The following is a 15,300-nucleotide window of genomic DNA, read 5'->3' on the forward strand; positions in this document are numbered from 1 at the left end:
CACACACCCATGCTGAACCGTCGTTCGCTGCTGATCGCGCCCCCCGCGCTGCTGGCCACCCCCGCGCTGGGCCAGTCCGACCAGCGCCCCTCCATCACCATCGCGGTCCAGAAGATCGTGAACTCCAACACGCTGGAGGTGCTGCGCGAGCAGTCCAATGTGGGCGAGCGTGTCTTCTACTCCTCGCTCTGGGAGGGGCTGATCGGGCGCAACTGGATGGGCAACCTGGAAAGCGTGCCCGGCCTCGCCACCGAGTGGCGCCGCATTGACGACCGCACGGTGGAACTCGACCTGCGCGAGGGCGTGCGCTTCCACAATGGCGACGTGATGACGGCCGAGGACGTGGCCTTCACCTTCGGCCGCGAGCGCATGTTCGGCGGCGAGGCCGGCGGCAACACGCCCCTCTTCCAGCAGATCCCCGCCGCCGGCCGCGGCGGGCGCGAGCCGCCGCCGGAGGTGCCCGCCGTGGCGCGCCGCATCTGGCCCGCGCTGGAGCGCGTGGAGATCGTGAACCCGCACCGCGTGCGCATCGTCAACCGCACGCCCGACGTGACGCTGGAAGGGCGCCTCGCGCGCTATGGCAGCGACATCATCTCGCGCCGCGGCTTCAGCGAAGCGGCCACCTGGCTCGACTGGGCGCGCAAGCCCATCACCACCGGCCCCTACAAGGTGGCGGAGTTCCGCCCCGACGTGTCGCTGACGCTGGTCGCGCATGACGAATACTGGGGCGGACGCCCGCCGTTGCGGCAGATCCGCTTCGTGGAAGTGCCCGAGGTCTCCTCGCGCATCAACGGCCTGCTCTCCGGCGAGTATCACTTCGCCTGCGACATCCCGCCCGACCAGATCCAGGGCATCGAGCGCAACCGGACCTTCGAGGTGCAGGGCGGCACCATCCTGAACCACCGCCTGACGGTGTTCGACAAGAACCACCCGACGCTGGCCGATGCCCGCGTGCGCCGCGCGCTGACCCACAGCATCGACCGCCAGGCCATCGTGGACAGCCTCTGGGCCGGCCGCACCGTCGTGCCGAAGGGCCTGCAATGGGAATACTACGGGGACATGTTCCATGCGGACTGGTCGGTGCCGCGCTTCGACCTGGCCGAGGCCCGCCGCCTGCTGCGCGAGGCCAACTACCGCGGCGAACCCATCCCCTACCGCCTGCTGGCCGGCTACTACACCAACCAGAACGCCACCGCGCAGGTGCTGGTCGAGATGTGGCGCGCGGCCGGGCTGAACGTGCAGATCCAGACCGTCGAGAACTGGGCGCAGATCTTCGACCGCAGCACGCCCCGCGCCATCCGCGACTGGTCCAACTCGGCGCCCTTCAATGACCCCGTCTCTTCGCTGGTGAACCAGCACGGGCCGCGCGGCCAGCAGCAGCAGGTCGGCGAATGGACGAATGAGGAGTTCAACCGCCTTTCGGGAGAGCTGGAGACCAGCACCGACCGCGCCCGCCGCCGCGCCGTCTTCCGCCGCATGCTGGAAATCGCGGAGCGCGAGGACCCGGCCTTCACCGTGCTGCACCAGAACGCGACCTTCACCGCGAAGCGCCGCGACATCCGTTGGAAGGCGAGCCCCGCCTTCGCCATGGATTTCCGCCCCGGCAACTGGGGGGCTTGAGCATGCGCCGCCGCGACCTTGCCCTGCTGCCCGCAATCGGCCTCGCCGCACCCGCGCTGGCGCAGTCCGACCAGCGCCCCACCGTGACGGTGGCGGTGCAGAAGATCTCCAACTCCAACACGCTGGAGACGCCGCGGGAGCAGTCCAATGTGGGCTTCCGCCTCTCGCCCCTCTACGCCGAGAGCCTGATCGGCACGAACTGGACGGGCGACATGGGCCAGGTGCCCGAGCTCGCCTCCGCCTGGCGCCGCGTGGATGACCGCACCGTCGAGTTCGACCTGCGGCAGGGTGTGCGGATGCATGACGGCCGCACCATGACGGCCGAGGATGTGCAGTTCTCACTCGCCGGCGCGCGCCTCTTCGGCAGTGGCGAGGGCCGCGTTCGTGGCGGCATCACCGCGGGCCAGGACGGCCTCGAACCCCAGCCCGAGGTGATCGCGACCGCACGCCGCACCTTTCCCGGCCTGGAGCGCATGGAGATCGTGCGCGAGGGCGTGGTGCGCTTCGTCAACCGCACGCCCGATGTCACCATCGAGGGGCGCGTCGCGCAGAATGTGGGCGTGATCCTCTCGCGCGCGGCCTTCGAGGCAGCGGGCAACTGGCTCGCCTGGGCGCGGCAGCCCGTGGGCACCGGCCCTTATCGCGTGGTGGAGTTCCGCCCCGACCAGTCGCTGACCTTCGAGGCACATGACGACTACTGGGGCGGCCGCCCGCCGGCGCGGCGCATCCGCGTCCTGGAGGTGCCGGAGGTGTCGTCGCGCATCAACGCCCTCGTCTCCGGTGAGGTGGATTTCGCGACCGACATCCCACCCGACCAGGTGGCGGCCGTCGAGCGCAATGCCCGCTTCGAGGTGCTGGGCAGCCCCATCAACAACATCCGCCTGATCGTGTTCGACCAGAACCACGCGGTGCTGCGCAACCCGCTGGTGCGGCGCGCCATGACGCACGCCATTGACCGCCGCACCATCGTGGAGGCGCTCTGGGCCGGGCGCACCGAGATCCCGCCCGGCATGCAGCTCGAATTCTTCGGCGACATGTATCTGCGCGACTGGGACAACCCCCGCTTCGACCTGGCCGAGGCGCGGCGCCTGCTGCGCGAGGCCAACTATCGCGGCGAGCCCATCCCCTATCGCTGCCTGAACAACTACTACATCAACCAGACCGCCACCGCCCAGGTGATGGTGGAGATGTGGCGCGCGGCCGGGCTGAACGTCCAGCTCCAGATGATGGAGAACTGGTCGCAGATCCAGGAGCCCGGCCCCACGCGCGGCGTGCGCGACTGGTCCAACACCCATGTCTTCAGCGACCCTGTTGGTTCGCTGGCGCGCGCCATGGGCCCCGGCGGGCCGCTCCAGCGCAACCGCGAATGGACGAACGAGGAGTTCAACCGCCTCTCCAACGAGCTGGAGAGCAGCACCGACCGCGCCCGTCGCCGCGTGGTGTTCCAGCGCATGCTGGCGATCATCGAGCGCGAGGACCCCGGCTACATGGTGCTGCACACGGCGGCGACCTTCGTGGCCAAGCGGCGCGACATCCGGTGGAAGGCGTCGCGCGGCTGGCCACTCGACTTCCGCGCCGGCAACCTGGCCTTCCCGGCATGACGGCGCCGCTGGTTTCGCTCCGCGACCTGCATGTCAGCTTCGACGGGCAGCCTGCCCTGCGCGGCATTGACCTCGACCTCGCCCGCGGCGAGGCCTTGGGGCTGGTGGGGGAATCCGGCTGCGGAAAATCCGTCACCTGGCTTGCCGCGCTGGGCCTGCTGCCCGGCAAGGCGCGTATCACCGGCAGCGTGACGCTGGATGGGCAGGAACTGCTGGGCGCGCCCACCAGCACGCTGGAACGCGTGCGCGGCGGCCGTGTCGCCATGATCTTCCAGGACCCGGCCAGCAGCCTCAACCCCGTGCACCGCGTCGGCACGCAGATCACGGAGGCGCTGGCGCTGCACCGGGGCATCACCGGTGCAGCGGCGCGGGCCGAGGCGCAGCGCCTGCTGGACCTGGTGGGCATCCCCGACGCCGCGCGGCGCGTGGACGCCTACCCGCATGAATTCTCCGGCGGGCAGAACCAGCGCGTGATGATCGCGATGGCGCTCGCGGGCGACCCCGAGATGCTGGTGGCCGACGAACCCACCACCGCGCTCGACGTCACCATCCAGGCGCAAATCCTGGAATTGCTGCGTGCGCTGCGGCGCGAGCGGAACATGGCGCTGGTGCTGATCAGCCACGACCTTGGCGTGGTGGCCGACAGTTGCGAGCGCGTGGCCGTGATGTATGCCGGCCGCATCGTGGAGGAGGCGCCGGTGCAGCGCCTCTTCGACGGCCCGGCCCACCCCTATGCCCAGGGGCTGCTGGGCGCGCTGCCGCCGCTGGATGGCGCGCGGCGCCGCCTCTCCGCCATTCCCGGCGGCGTGCCCGAACCCTGGGCCATGCCCAAGGGCTGCGCCTTCGCCCCCCGCTGCCCCGCCCGCATGGGCGCCTGCGAGGCCGAAATGCCGGGCGACATCCCCGTGGGCCCGGCGCATCGCGCCGCCTGCCTGCGTGTCTCGCCCGCCCGCCAGCACGCGATGCAGCCGGCATGACCGCGCTGCTGGAGGCGCGGGGGATCTCGCGCAGCTACCGCCTGCGGCGCGGCATCCTGGGCGGCAGCGTCGAGGTGCGGGCGGTGGACCATGTCTCGCTCACCATCGAACGTGGGCGCACGCTGGGCCTTGTCGGCGAATCCGGCTGCGGCAAGTCCACCACGGGGCGGCTCGCGCTCGGGCTTGAAGCGCCCGACAGCGGCGAGGTCCGCTTCGACGGCGCGCCCATGCCCAGCCCCAACTCCGCCGAGTGGCGCCGCAGCCGCGCCCGCATGCAGATGGTGTTCCAGGACCCGCTGGGCGCGCTGGATCGCCGCCTGCCCATCGGCGCGCAGGTGGCCGAGCCGTTGGAAATCCATGGCCTCGACACCACCCGCGTCATTCCCCTGCTGGAAAGCGTCGGCCTGCGGCGCGACCACGCGGACCGCTACCCGCATGAACTCTCCGGCGGGCAGCGGCAGCGCGCCGTGCTGGCCCGCGCGCTGGCCACCGACCCGGCCTTCCTGGTCTGCGACGAGCCGATCAGCGCGCTTGACGTTTCCATCCAGGCGCAGGTGATGAACCTGCTCACCGACATCCAGGCCGAGCGCGGCGTGGGCATGCTGTTCATCAGCCACGACCTGCGCGCCGTGCGCCAGGTGAGCCACCGCGTCGCCGTGATGTATCTCGGCCGCATCGTGGAGGAAGGCGAGCCGGATGCCGTGCTGCACCGCCCCGCCCACCCCTACAGCCGCGCCCTCGTCTCGGCCATTCCGCAGCCGCGGCGGGCGGGGGCGAAATTCGCGCCGCGCATCGTGCTGCAGGGTGATCCGCCCAACCCGGCCGACCGACCTTCGGGCTGCGCCTTTCACCCCCGCTGCGCCTTCGCCACCGAGATCTGCCGCGCGGTGGTGCCGGAGCTTGCCCCGCGCGCCAGCGATGGCCGCACCGTCGCCTGCCACCGCGCCGATGACGACCTCCCGGCCGAGGCCTGGACCAAGCCCCTCGAAAGGGTCGCCTGAATGCTGCGCTTCACCGCCACGCGCCTGCTGCGCGCGGCCATCACCATCGTGATGGTCGTCACCTTCGCCTTCGTCGTGTTGCGCCTCTCGGGCGACCCCGCGCAGATCATCATGGGCGCCGACGCCCCGCCCGAGGCGGTGGACGCCTTCCGCACCGCCTGGGGTCTCGATGAGCCGATCTGGGTGCAATACATCTCCTATTTCGGCGCCATCTTCTCGGGCGATCTCGGGCGCTCCATGCGTGACGGGCGCGAGGCCATCGTGCTGGTGCTGGAACGCATCCCGGCCACGCTGGCGCTGACCGTGCCGGCGTTGGTCATCAAGCTGGCGCTGGGCATCCCGGCGGGCATCCTGGCAGCGCTCTATCGCAACTCGGCGCTGGACCGGGCGGTGATGATGTTCGCGGTGGCGGGCTTCACCATCCCTTCCTTCGTGCTGGGGCTGCTGCTGGTTCTGGTGTTCGCCGTGCAGTTGGGCTGGTTGCCCTCGGGCGGACAGGAGAGCTGGCGCCATGCCATCCTGCCCGTGATTACGCTGGGCATCGGCGGAGCGGCCGCGCTGGCCCGCTTCACCCGCAGCGCGATGCTGGAGGTGCTGGGCCAGCCCTATATCCGCACCGCCTCGGCCAAGGGCGTGGCCTGGCGGCGCGTTGTCGCCAACCACGCCCTGCCCAATGCCGCCATCCCGACCGTGACGATCATCGGCTTCATGTTCGGTTCCCTCATCGCCGGCGCGGTGGTGGTGGAGAGCGTGTTCTCCTGGCCAGGCGTGGGCCGGCTGCTCGTGACGGCGGTCTCCAACCGCGACCTCGCGGTGGTGCAGTGCATCCTGCTGCTGGTGGCGATGACCATGATCACCGCGAACCTGGTGGTGGACCTGCTTTACGGCGTGCTCGACCCGCGGCTGCGCGGCGGCGCGCGCAAGGCGGAGGCCTGAACCATGCCCGAAGCCCCCATGAACGACCTCGCACTCGGCGCGCCACCCGCCCGCAAGCGCGAACTGCCCCCGCCGCTGGTCATGTTCGGCCTCATCTGGGTCGGGCTGATGCTGGTGGTGGCGCTGCTGGCGGACCTCATCAGCCCCTTCGCCTACACCGCGCTCGATCTTCGCAACCGCCTGTCCCCACCCGTCTTCATGGGCGGCGATTGGCTGCACCCGCTCGGCACGGACGAGCTGGGGCGCGACGTGCTCTCGCGCCTGATCTACTCCATCCGCACCAGCCTCATCATCGCCTTCGGCGCCACGATCGTGGGCGCGGTGCTGGGCACCACGCTGGGCTTCCTCGCCGCACATTTCCGCGGGGTGGTGGAGAACTTCGTCATGGCGCTGGTGGACTTCTCCGCGTCCATCCCCTTCCTGATCCTGGCACTCGCCGTTCTCGCCTTCTTCGGCAACTCCATGCTGCTGTTTGTCCTGCTGCTGGGGCTGCACGCGTGGGAGCGTTATGCGCGCATCGCGCGCGGGCTTGCCATTTCCGCCTCGGCGCAGGGCTATGCGGGGGCGGTGCGGCAATTGGGCGCGCGGCCGCTGCGCGTCTATGGGCGCCACATCCTGCCCAACATCGCCTCCACGCTGATTGTCTCCATGACGCTCGCCTTCCCGGAAGTGATTTTGCTGGAAAGCGGACTCTCCTTCCTGGGCCTCGGCGTGCAGCCGCCGGCCACCTCGCTCGGCAACATGGTGGGCTTCGGGCGCGAGTACCTGACGCGCGCGCCCTGGATCCTGCTCGCCCCCGCCGTCGTGATCGTGCTGACCACGCTCTCCGTCTCCCTGATCGGGGATTGGCTGCGCGACCGGCTGGACCCCACACTGCGCTGAGAAGACGCGCGAGGAACGCCTGAGATGAAACGCTGCCTCATGGTCGCCCTGGACGGGCTGCGGCCGGACATGGTCAACGCCACCAACACGCCCCACCTCGCCGCCCTCGCCGCGAGGGGCACGCGCTTCGCCAATGCGCGCAGCGTCTTCCCCTCCGAGACGCGGGTGGCGACGCCCTCCCTCATCACCGGCTGCCGGCCGGGCGGGCATGGCATGGTGGCGAACACGCTGTTCGACGCCAGCGTGGCGCCGGACCGCCTGCTCCGCACCAAGCTGGTCGAGGATGTGCTGGCCATGGCGGCCGGCGGCGAGACGCCGCTGCAACGCCCGAGCCTGGGCGAACGCCTGGCCCGGCAGGGCAAGACCTTCGCCCTGGTCAGCGCCGGCACGGCGGGCGCCGCGCGCCTGCTGCACCCGGCGGCGGAGCGCCTGGGCAGCTTTCGCTGGAATGTCGAGGACACGGAAGGCGCCACCGCCGCGGAGGTGCGCGACGCCCTGGGCGCCACGCCCCCGCACGCCACGCCCAACACCGCGCGGGTGGAATTCGCGGGCCGCGTGCTGATCGAACACGTCCTGCCGCGGCATCGGCCGGATGTGGCGCTGATCTGGCTCTCCGAACCGGACGTGGCGTTCCACTGGGCCGGGCTGGGCTCTGAGGCGACGCTCGCGGCGCTGCGCGCGGCTGATGCCGTGCTGGGCCGCATCATCGCCTGGCGGGACGCGCAGCCCGATGCGGCGGAGATCGGCCTCATCATCCTGTCCGACCACGGCCATGTCACGGGCCACGGCAAGATGTCCCTGCGCGAGGAACTGTGCCGCGCAGGCTTCCGCGCCGGCACGGGCATGGGGACGGACGTGGATGTGGTGGTCGCCCCCGCCTCGGCGCCCGGGCTGTGGCTGCGCGACGCGGCGCTGGCCCCGCAGATCGCGGATTACCTGGCCACGCAGAACTGGGCCGGGCCGCTGCTGGCGCGCGACCCCGCCATCCTGGCGGCCGGGCGCGTCCTGCCGCTTTCGCTGCTCGGCAGCGCGCATGCGCGCAGCGCCGACCTCGTCGTCACCTTCGCGGGCGATGAAGAGCCAGACCATTGGAGCCTGCCCGGCCGCGCCCCCTTCGACGCGCCGGACGTGCCCGATGGTGGCGGCATGCATGGCGGGCTGCACCGCGCGGAACTCGCCACCGTTCTGGTGATGCAGGGCGGTGCCTTCGGCGCCGGCATTGTCGCCGAGGAACCCGCGGACCTCACCGACATCGTGCCCACCCTGCTGCACGGCATGGGGCTCGCGGGCGAGGGTATGGAGGGGCGCGCGCTGCGCGCCGCCTACCGCGCCGCCGATGACGCGCCGCCGCTGCGCGAGACGCTCGAAGCACCCGGCAACTTCGTGCTGGAGGCGATGCGCGCCGCGGAAGGTGGACGCCTCTACCCCACCGCGCTGCGCCGCGCCGGATGAGGGTCGCGCCGGGTTGACTCGCGCGGCCGCCGCGTGACTACCATCCGGCCCAATCAACGGGTTCGGGAGAGTGACATGGCGCCGTGCAAACCCTGTGAAGGGGCGCCCCTCTGATGCGCCTCGGCACCGCGGAATCCCAACGCCCCACCACGTGCCTGCGGGCGCTGATGCAGTCCAACAAGCCGCTCGTCGTGCCGGGCTGCTACAACGCGCTCTCGGCGCGTGTGCTGGAGCATGCGGGTTTCCCGGCCGTCTACATGTCGGGCTATGGCACCTCCCTCTCGCTGCTGGGCCTGCCCGACGCGGGCCTGGCGACGCTGACCGAGATGGTCTTCAACGCGAAGTGCATCGCCGGCGCGGTGCGCGTGCCCGTGATCGCCGATGCCGATACGGGCCATGGCAATGCCATCAACGTGGTGCGCACGGTGGAGGAATTCCTGCGCGCGGGCGTCGCCGGCATCCATCTCGAAGACCAGGTGGCGCCCAAGCGTTGCGGCCATGTGGCCGGGCGCGAGGTGCTGCCGCGCGAAGAGGCCATCCAGAAGATCCGCGCCGCAGCGACCACGCGCGATGCGCTGGACCCGGACTTCGTGCTGATCGCGCGCACCGATGCGCGCGGCGCCCATGGAGGTTCATTGGAGGAGGCCATCTGGCGCGCCAATGCCTTTCTTGACGCCGGCGCCGACATGGCCTTCGTGGAAGGCCCCGCCAATGTCGAGGAGGTGGCGCAGGTGGGCCGCGAGGTGAAGGGGCCCGTCTTCTACAACATGACCGGCATCTCGCCGCGCCTCTCGGAGGCGGACATGGCGCGCATGGGTATTGGCGTCTGCATCCTGCCGGGTGCCGCGATGCGCACCACCATCATGGCCGTGCACGACTTCGCCATGAGCATCCGCGAGCACGGCACCATGGCCGAGGCCGCGCTGGACGCCCGCTTCAAGCAGCACCCCATGGGCAATCTGCACGGCTTCGCGGGGTTCGACCGCATCCGCGAGCTGGAAGGCCAGTTCCTGCCCGCGGAGGCCGCGGAGAAATACGAGGGCACGCTGGGCCACATGCCCGAGACGAAGGCCTGACCAAAGCCACGTGCGCTGGCGTTGGCCGCGCCTGTCCAAGATATGCTGCGTTCACATGGGTTTACGCAGCTTGTTCTAGCCATTTTTGAGCGCGGGCTTCAGCGTTTTCGATGATGCCATCTCAACGCATCCCGCTTCAACCTTTGTTGAGCGCGGGCTTCAGCGTTTTCGGTGATGCCACCTCAACGCATCCCGCTTCAACCTTTGTTGAGCGCGGGCTTCAGCGTTTTCGGTGATGCCACCTCAACGCATCCCGCTCCAACCTTTGTTGAGAGCGGGATTCAGCGTTTTCGGTGATGCCACCTCAACCCATCCCGCTCTGGCTGACGCCGTGCAAGTGCAGGCCCGGCGCCGATGGTGCGGAGAGTCGCGGCCCTTCCTCGGCCACCTCGCGCAGGAGGTTGAGGGCCGTGCGCATATGCGTCTCCCAGCGCGGCACCGACCAACCGCGCAGCCGCAGCATCTGCGCCTCGCGGAAGGGGCTGCAGGGGGCGGCGTAGTTCTCGATCATCGCCTGCCAGGCCGGCAGGTCGCCAGGGTCGAGAAATTCGGGCACGCCCGCGCCCACCTCCCGGTGCGCGGGAATGGCGCTCGCGATCACGGGCACGCCCTGCGCCAGGGCCTCGGCAACTGGAAGGCCGAACCCCTCGGTGAAGCTCGGCATCAGGAGGGCGCGCGCGCCCAGCATCAGCCCGGCCAGTTCGCCGTCGTTCAACCCGCCCAGTTCGCGCACCTCACGGCCCGCGAGCGGCCCGCGTTCCAGCACATCGAGCACCTGTTCGTTCTCCCAGCCGCGCCGCCCCACCAGCAGCAGCAACGGCGTGGACCCGCGCCCGGCCGTCGCCGCCATGCGTCGCCAGGCATGGAGCAGCAGCAGGTGGTTCTTGCGCGGCTCGATGGTGCCGACCGCCAGGAAATAGGGCCGCCCCTGCGCCAGTCCCGCCGCGCCGGACGTGGGCACGACCGGCGTCACGCCGAGTGGGGCCGCGACGACGGGCAGGCCAGGCCGCAGCCGCGGACGCAGCACGGCCGCGGTGGCAGCGGAATTGGTCAGCACCGCATCGGCGAGGGCGTTCACGGTGTCCAGGCGGCGGCGATGGCGCGCCACTTCGGCGGGCGGGGAGAATTCGGGCCAGTCCAGCGGGATCAGATCATGCACCAAGGGCACGAATCGCGCGCCCGTCCGGCGCAGCAACCGTGCGATGGCCCCGCCATGGTGCAATGGATGGTGCGAGACGTTCAGGTAGATGGCAGCCCGCCCCCGGGCCGAAGGATGCGGCAGCACGCCTGTCACACCCGCCGTCAGCAGCCCAACAGCCTGGCGGCGCAGTTCTGACAGGCGGCCGGCGGCGAGGGCGGGGCGGACGGCGCGAACCAGACGCCTGGCCTGGGCGCCCGGGAGGAGGCGGAACCCGCCCCGATAGTCGAAGCCCACGAGATGCGTCTCCACCTCGCCTTCCGCATCCAGCAGATGCTCCGCATAGGCAAGTTCGACCCGGTCGATGCCCGTGAGATTCCCACGAAAAACGCGCCAGAGAAGCCGGGAGACGTCGAGCCACACGACCGGTGGCGATCCTGGGTTTACCGGATGTCGGGGAACCGGTGGCAATGTCTCCGGCGCCAGCAGCGACACTTGCTGCGGCAATGCGGTTAATATTCCGTCAACGGAGCTCACGACGGTCAATTTATCCTCCCCACACGCTTTTGTGGCGTTTTCGGCTGCGTCCCCAAAAGCGAACAGCTCCCTGACATGTTGAACTCTAAGTTTCGCTTCCTCTTGCGTAAAGGGTTTTTCCCGTTCAAGTTGCAGCCAAGGAAGATCAGGCGTTTCTTGGTCCGGCAGCATGGCTGGCCATCGTCTTCGGGGAGTGCACGGATGGACCTGCCTCAGATCACGCCCCGGCGCACCCGGCTCGCCATCATCAGCACCTTCGACGAGCTTTGCGGCATCGCGGGCTACACCCGCGCGCTGGAGAAGCAGCTCTCACCGCACATGGACGTGACGGTGTTCGACCTCGACCAGTTCCTGCTGCGCAGCCCGCACCGGCGCGTGCGGCAGCAGGCGGACCGTCACATCCAGGAGATCGCGCGCGCCCTGCCCGCCTTTGACTTCGTGAACATCCAACTGGAATACGGCACGCTGGGCCTGACCGCGGAACGCATCCTGCGCCGGCTGGGCTGGCTGCTCGACGCCGCGCCGGCGGTCAGCATCACCTTCCACACCATGCTGGAGGTGAACACCGGCCTGCGCTGGGGCGATGCCGGCGCGGCCCTCATGCGGCTGCGGCCGCACCGCGCGGCGGCGGCGCTGGTGGGTGGGCTGCGCGACGACCTGCTCGCGCGCCGCGCCTATGCGCTGCTGCGGCGCACCGAACGGCGCAAGACGCTGCGCCTCATCGCGCACAACCGGCGGGATGCGCGGCTGCTGCGCGAGGTGCTGGGCTTTGGCGACGTCTCACACCACCCGCTCAGCTTCGTCAGCGCCAGCGAGAGCGAGACGGTCCGCGCCGTGGCACGCCGGCACGACTTCCCGCAGCTGCGCCATTTGCCCGCGGACGCGAAGCTGATCGGCACCTTCGGCTTCCTCTCGCCCTACAAGGGGTTCGAGACGGCGGTGCGCGCGCTGCGCCTGCTGCCGCCCGACCACCACCTGCTGGTCTTCGGCGGCGTGCACCCGCAGGCCATCAAGCGGTACGCCACCATTGACCCCTACCTGGACCAGATCCTGCGCGAGGGTCGGGTGGGGCGCTCCGTGCTCGACGTTCTGCGGGAGGAGGGCGCGGGCGGGCTGCGGCTGGAGGCCGATGCCGCGCGCGTGATGGAGACGCATCCCGGCGATCTCGGCCCACGTATCCATTTCATGGGCGTGCTTGACGATGCCGGCTTCGCGCGCGCCATGGCCATCTGCGACACCGTCGTCATGCCTTACCTGGAGGTGGGCCAGACCAGCAGCGGCGCCATCGCGCTGGCGCTCAACATGGGTTGTCGCGTGGTGGCCAGCCGCACACGGGCCTTCCTCCAGCTCGCGCGCTATTTCCCGGACGAGATCGAGTTCTTCGACATCGGCAACTACGCCGAACTCGCCCAGCGCGTGATGGCGGAGCCCGCGCGGGACCGGCGCGGGGTCGAGATGCCCTTCAACACCCGCACCAATGCCGAGATGTATGTCCGCCTGCACGCGGCCCCCGCCGCGGCGCGGGCCGTGCGCTGAGCCGGAGCCGCGGCCCATGACCGACGACGCGAGCGCGCCCCTCGCCGCCATCCCTGCGCTGCCCCGGGAGCTGGCGGAGCATTGGCGGGAACTGCTGGGCACCGAGCCCCCCCAGGATCTCGCTTCGCTGGTCGAGGCGCTGCCGGAAGCCCTTACACGCGCCACCCCGGTGCTGCCGCCCGCCCTGCGCGAGGAGCTGGCGCGCCACCACGCCTATCTCCTGGCGCACGAGGCCTTCCAGGCCCATGCGCGGGGGACGTCGCTGCCAGACACGCCGGGCGTGCTGGCGGATTTCCTGCGCAACACCGCCTCCGTCCTGCGCGACGCCGCGGCGTTGACCGGCCCGGCCCTGCGGGCCGGCGTTCCTCCCTCGGTGCTGGCCCTCATCGAGGCCGCGGAGAGGCAGCTGGAAGGCTGGTGCTACCGCGAGAAATCCCTCTTCATCGCGCGGCTGGTGCTGGAGGAACGGCCCCTCACCTGCGTCGAGGTGGGCGTCTATGGCGGGCGCTCCCTCATCCCTTGCGCCGCGGCCCTGCGGCATCTGGGCCAGGGGCGGATCTGGGGCGTGGAGGGCTGGTCCGGCACGCTCGCGGTGCGCGACCCCGGCACGGAGGACAATGACGACTGGTGGGCCTGCCTCGATTTCGGGCCGATCAAGCGCGGCTTCCTGCGCTTCCTGGCCGAGCACGACCTGGTGCGCGAGGTGGGCATCCTGGAGGCGCCCTCGACCGAAGTGGCCACGCTCTTTCCCAGCATCGACTACCTGCACATCGATGGCTCCCACGCGCGGCTCGCCGCCGCCGAGGATGTGCTGCGCTATGGGCGCCGCGTGCGGCCGGGCGGCATCATCCTGTTCGACGACGTGCAATGGAAGACCACCGCCGCCGCCCGCGAATTGTTGAATGAGATGGCCGAATGCGTGGACCTCCTCCACCAGCCCGAGGCGCCCGGCAATATCTGCGCCGTCTATCGCCGCCATGCCCGCTGATGCCCCTCCCTCTCGTCCCGCGCCCGCTGCGCGCGTGAAAGGCTGAATCCATGGAACATCCCCTTCCCGAAGGCGTGCCGGAGGCCATCGCCGCCCGCTTCCTGGTCCGGCATGACGACGTCTTCCTGCTGAGCGGCCCGGAGGTGAGCGCGAGCGGCCTCGACCTTGCGGGTGTCACGCATGAGCCGGGCTGCCACCCGCTGCTGATGGAACTCGCCTGGAACGGGCTGGGCGAGGAGGAGCGTCCCTCGGCCAGCGTCACCTTCCACGCGATCTCGGCCGCGCGGCGCGCGCGGGGCGATGTGGTGGACCTCTCCATCACGCTGCGCCGGACGGGGACGGCCACGAAGAACGGCCATCTCATCCTGCGCCTGCCCTTCCTGCCCGAGGCGGTCGAGGACCCGCGCTTCGGCACGATCGCCGCACTCTCGCTCAAATGCGGGCGCATCGCGGTGGTGGAGGGGCTGGCGCTGGGCATCGCCGAGGGGCAGGACTTCCTCTTCGCGGGCCATATGCCGGTGCGGGCCGTGAGCCACCTTGCCGTGGCCTCGCGCATCGCGGCCCGGCCGCAATCGCCCTCATTGCAGCTGGTCGCGGTGATCAAGCCCTTCGAGGGCGAGGTCACGCTGCGCTTCGCCCGCGGCTTCGCCGGGCAGGACTACGCGCCGTACAGTTTCAACCCGTATTACGAGAAGCTGGCGGCGCTGACCGGCCCGCCCGATCTCGGCCGGACGCGCGAGGCGCGGGCCGAATTCCTGCGCATGGCCGAGGCCGCCATGGCGCAGCATGACTACCGGGGCGGGCAATGCTTCCTCAAGCCCTGCTTCGTGGAGCGCGGGATGGACCCGCGCTTCCCCATGTTGATCGGCACGCCCAACTCGCTCTCCTGGTATGCGCAGAGCACGCAGCATCACGGCGGCTTCTACCTGACCGAGGGCTATGCCCGACCGGGCGAGACCATTCTCGACTGCGGCGCCCATGCGGGCGAGATCGCGATGCTCTTCGCCAAGGCCACCGGCCCCACCGGCCGCGTCATCGCCTTCGACCCCTTCCCGCAGAACTATCTGCAGGTGGAGGCCCAGGCCATCCTGAACGACACGCCCTGGCTCGCCTCCACGCGCACCGGCGTGGGCGTGAAGCGCGAGACGGTGATGACCGAGCTGGAAGTGCAGATGACCAGCGGCAACAAGCCCATCAACCGCGCCGCCAGCGCCTTCCCGCTCGCGATCGAACCGCTGGACGACTACCTGGACGCGCGCCCCTCCTTCCTCAAGCTCGACGTGGAGGGCGCCGAGGCGGGCGCGCTGATGGGCGCGCAGCGGCTGCTGCGCGAATGCCGGCCACGCATCTTCATCGAGGTCCACCCGCAATTCCTGCCGCAGTTCGGCCAGAGCACGGCCGACCTCTTCGCCGCCATCCCGCGCGACCTCTACCACGTGCAATACAACGTCCCCGGCGCCCCGCCCGGCTGGCACGATTATGGCCCCGAGGCGTCGGCGCAGTTCGACGGCAAGCCGGGCGGGCTGGTGCGGGCCTTCCCCCGGTGAGACGCCGCC

12 protein-coding genes are annotated in these 15,300 nt (G+C 70.5%); 11 read left to right on the forward strand and 1 reads right to left on the reverse strand.

What is annotated here, in order from left to right:
* The first annotated feature begins 9 nt into the window (after positions 1-9).
* The 8 genes from GGQ83_RS06710 to GGQ83_RS06745 all read left to right on the forward strand — a co-directional run bounded on the left by GGQ83_RS06710 (position 10) and on the right by GGQ83_RS06745 (position 9,545).
* Positions 10-1,620 carry an ABC transporter substrate-binding protein gene (locus GGQ83_RS06710; RefSeq protein ID WP_184383023.1) on the forward strand — a complete coding sequence of 537 codons (1,611 nt, stop codon included), beginning with the start codon at positions 10-12 and terminating at the stop codon, positions 1,618-1,620.
* A 2-nt stretch (positions 1,621-1,622) separates the two neighbouring features.
* Positions 1,623-3,221 (forward strand): ABC transporter substrate-binding protein, encoded by a 1,599-nt coding sequence (locus GGQ83_RS06715; RefSeq protein WP_184383024.1) that lies wholly within the window; start codon positions 1,623-1,625, stop codon positions 3,219-3,221.
* A complete protein-coding gene (locus GGQ83_RS06720; protein WP_184383025.1) occupies positions 3,218-4,198 on the forward strand; it encodes an ABC transporter ATP-binding protein in 981 nt (326 codons plus the stop codon). The genes GGQ83_RS06715 and GGQ83_RS06720 overlap by 4 nt, the downstream gene beginning before the upstream one ends.
* Positions 4,195-5,199, forward strand: coding sequence for an ABC transporter ATP-binding protein (locus tag GGQ83_RS06725; RefSeq protein ID WP_184383026.1), 1,005 nt, complete (start codon positions 4,195-4,197; stop codon positions 5,197-5,199). The genes GGQ83_RS06720 and GGQ83_RS06725 overlap by 4 nt, the downstream gene beginning before the upstream one ends.
* Positions 5,200-6,135 carry an ABC transporter permease gene (locus tag GGQ83_RS06730; protein ID WP_184383027.1) on the forward strand — a complete coding sequence of 312 codons (936 nt, stop codon included), beginning with the start codon at positions 5,200-5,202 and terminating at the stop codon, positions 6,133-6,135.
* A 3-nt stretch (positions 6,136-6,138) separates the two neighbouring features.
* Positions 6,139-7,017 carry an ABC transporter permease gene (locus GGQ83_RS06735; RefSeq protein WP_207017999.1) on the forward strand — a complete coding sequence of 293 codons (879 nt, stop codon included), beginning with the start codon at positions 6,139-6,141 and terminating at the stop codon, positions 7,015-7,017.
* A gap of 24 nt (positions 7,018-7,041) precedes the next feature.
* The gene (locus tag GGQ83_RS06740) at positions 7,042-8,469 is read left to right on the forward strand and encodes an alkaline phosphatase family protein (RefSeq protein ID WP_184383028.1); all 1,428 of its coding nucleotides are present in this window, start codon (positions 7,042-7,044) and stop codon (positions 8,467-8,469) included.
* 113 nt (positions 8,470-8,582) lie between these two features.
* Entirely contained in the window at positions 8,583-9,545 is a 963-nt protein-coding gene (locus GGQ83_RS06745) for an isocitrate lyase/PEP mutase family protein (protein ID WP_184383029.1), read from the forward strand.
* A gap of 304 nt (positions 9,546-9,849) precedes the next feature.
* Here the strand turns inward: GGQ83_RS06745 and GGQ83_RS06750 are convergent, their stop codons facing one another.
* On the reverse strand, positions 9,850-11,106 hold the full coding sequence (locus tag GGQ83_RS06750; protein WP_184383030.1) for a glycosyltransferase family 4 protein: 1,257 nt from the start codon (positions 11,104-11,106) through the stop codon (positions 9,850-9,852).
* Between the two features lie 315 nt (positions 11,107-11,421).
* Here GGQ83_RS06750 and GGQ83_RS06755 point away from each other — a divergent pair, with 315 nt between their 5' ends.
* The 3 genes from GGQ83_RS06755 to GGQ83_RS06765 are packed head-to-tail and all read left to right on the forward strand — an operon-like array spanning position 11,422 to position 15,291.
* A complete protein-coding gene (locus tag GGQ83_RS06755) occupies positions 11,422-12,756 on the forward strand; it encodes a glycosyltransferase family protein (RefSeq protein ID WP_184383031.1) in 1,335 nt (444 codons plus the stop codon).
* A 16-nt stretch (positions 12,757-12,772) separates the two neighbouring features.
* Positions 12,773-13,744: a class I SAM-dependent methyltransferase gene (locus tag GGQ83_RS06760; RefSeq protein WP_184383032.1), complete on the forward strand. Its 972-nt coding sequence runs from the start codon at positions 12,773-12,775 to the stop codon at positions 13,742-13,744.
* A 50-nt stretch (positions 13,745-13,794) separates the two neighbouring features.
* A complete protein-coding gene (locus GGQ83_RS06765) occupies positions 13,795-15,291 on the forward strand; it encodes an FkbM family methyltransferase (protein WP_184383033.1) in 1,497 nt (498 codons plus the stop codon).
* The last annotated feature ends 9 nt before the right edge of the window (positions 15,292-15,300 follow it).

Source organism: Roseococcus suduntuyensis (assembly GCF_014196305.1).
Classification (GTDB): Bacteria; Pseudomonadota; Alphaproteobacteria; order Acetobacterales; family Acetobacteraceae; genus Roseococcus; species Roseococcus suduntuyensis.